Here is a 2,121-nt window from a genome sequence, read left to right on the forward strand (position 1 = left end):
GCCCAGGGCGAGGCCCAGCGGAGCGAGCAGCTCGAGCCCGACGTTCTGCACGGCGGCGGGCCAGAACAGTTCACGGTCGTAGACGGCCAGGCCGGACATCGTGGCCACGACGATCGTCCCGAGCCCGAGGAGCACGAAGGCGGCGAGCCGCGCCGGCGGCCAGGACCCGCCCCGCCGGCGCACCCGGACCACACCCCAGCCGTAGAGCCCGCCCAGCACGGCGACGAGCAGGAGGGCGGGGACGTCCGGCTGCCACGACCCCAGCAGCCGTCCGACGGTCGGTTCCGGCAGGTACACAGCCGACAGTTCGCTCACCAGCGGACGATAACCGCCGAACTTCAGGGCCGTGGAGGCAGGGTGGGCCGGTGGCCGGCCTCCGGCGGGCGGCTCGTCGTGACGTGCGGCGGCGCCCGGTAGCCTGGCCGTATGGCTCTGGCATGCAACGCCCTGCCCCACTGCTTCCTCTGACGCCGCGGTGAGGACGGCGACGTGGGTTGTCCACGTCGCCCTCCTCGGCGTTCCCGCCTCCGCTGCCGGTTCGCGGCAGCCGTCCGGCGGGCGCCGACGCACACCGTCCGCCGCCGTACGCGGCGCACCCGGCCGCCCGGCGGTGCGCCGCGCTCCGAGGACCACCCATGCCGTCCGACCGACTCCTGTCCGTCCTGACCTGCCCCCAGTGCCCGGCCGGTCTCGAACCCGTCCGCGGTGCCCTGCGCTGCGCCAACCGGCACACCTTCGACATCGCCCGCCACGGTTACGTCGGTCTGCTGACCGGCCACCGGCGCGCCCCGAGCGCCGACTCCCCCGACATTGTCCGCTCCCGTGCCTCGTTCCTCGGCGCCGGGCACTACGACCCGCTCGCCCGCACCCTCGCGCGCCTCGCCGGGGAGCTGGCCGCGCCCGACGCCACCGTGCTGGACGTCGGCGCGGGCACCGGCCACTACCTCGCGGCCGTCCTGGACGCCCTCCCCGGGGCTCTGGGGCTGGGACTGGACAGCTCCGTGCCCGCCCTGCGCGCGGCGGCCCGCGCGCACGCCCGTGCGGAGGCCGCCTGCTGGGACGTGTGGCAGCCGTGGCCCGTGCGCACCGGCTGCGCCGGCCTCGTGCTCAACGTCTTCGCGCCCCGCAACGGGCCCGAGTTCGCCCGCGTCCTCGGCCCGGACGGCGTACTGGTCGTCGTCACCCCCACGGCCCGGCACCTGCGCGAACTGCGCGATCCGGTCGGGCTGCTGGCGGTCGACCCGCGGAAGGAGGAGCGCCTGCGCCGGGCCCTGGGCGCCCACTTCCGGCCCGATCGCACCGAGCCGCTGGAGTACGCGATGTGGCTCACGGCCGAGGACATCTCCCGCCTGGTGAGCATGAGCCCGACCGCGCGTCACCTCACCGCCGCACAACTGCGCGGCCGGACCGAGCGGTTGAGTGCGCCGGTGCCGGTGACGGCGTCGTTCGCCGTGTCGGTGCACCGGCCGCTGCGGCCAGGTCAGTAGGCCCGGCCGGCGACGTGCTCCCGCTGCGCCGTCGTGAGCGTGTGGATCATGAGGGCGGCGGCCCCGGCCGCGACGACGATCACCAGGTCGGCGGCGAGCAGGGGCAGGACGCCGCTGTAGGCGCGGGCGATGACCTCGTCCGTGTCGTCCGAGTAGATGATCCCCACGCCGCCGGCCAGACCGGCCAGCCACAGACCCCACCACCAGTTCACGACGGCCGGCAGCCGCCGCTCGGGGAAGACCGAGCGGTGGACGTCCGCGACGACGCCCCGGGGTATCCACAGGTTCACGACGGGCAGGATCCAGCCCAGCCAGAGCCAGGGGTAGCCGTAGCGCGGGTCCGTGCCCGAGAGGGCCTTGGCGTTGTCCCGCATCCGGTCCAGCCAGAGCAGGAACACGATCACGCAGACGGCCGTGACGGCGCTGCCCACGGAGGCGACCAGGTGGTAGGAGTCCTCCAGGGCGTTCGGGGGCCGGTGCACGCCGTCGCCCTGGTCGAGCGGGCCGGACGCCGGCTGCCCGGCCACGGCGAGCCGGATGTGCCAGACCGCCCGGGCCACCCAGGCGGTCCCGGCGAGGGCGAGGGCGGCGATGGCGCAGCGGGCCGCTCCCCGGACGGGGCGCAGGGCGGGGG

The 2,121-nt window shown here is 75.9% G+C and carries 3 protein-coding genes; 1 reads left to right on the forward strand and 2 read right to left on the reverse strand.

The genetic code is table 11. The features are described 5' to 3' along the window. Positions 1-306: cytochrome c oxidase assembly protein (locus C1J00_RS42425; RefSeq protein ID WP_146046397.1), on the reverse strand; the 306-nt coding region annotated here is incomplete at its 3' end. A gap of 329 nt (positions 307-635) precedes the next feature. Between C1J00_RS42425 and C1J00_RS42430 the strand changes: the two genes are divergently transcribed. Further along, positions 636-1,487 carry a putative RNA methyltransferase gene (locus C1J00_RS42430; RefSeq protein ID WP_102914118.1) on the forward strand — a complete coding sequence of 284 codons (852 nt, stop codon included), beginning with the start codon at positions 636-638 and terminating at the stop codon, positions 1,485-1,487. On the opposite strand, the gene C1J00_RS42435 is transcribed toward C1J00_RS42430, so the two are convergent. Beyond that, the coding region (locus C1J00_RS42435) for a DUF4328 domain-containing protein (RefSeq protein ID WP_342751814.1) at positions 1,481-2,121 on the reverse strand (641 nt) is incomplete at its 5' end. The two genes, C1J00_RS42430 and C1J00_RS42435, sit on opposite strands and share 7 nt — an antisense overlap.

This window comes from Streptomyces cahuitamycinicus (assembly GCF_002891435.1).
Taxonomy (GTDB): domain Bacteria; phylum Actinomycetota; class Actinomycetes; order Streptomycetales; family Streptomycetaceae; genus Streptomyces; species Streptomyces cahuitamycinicus.

Coding starts and splice junctions, on each gene's coding strand:
- C1J00_RS42430 (WP_102914118.1), top strand. CDS start 636: ATGCCGTCCGACCGACTCCTGTCCGTCCTGACCTGCCCCCAGTGCCCG.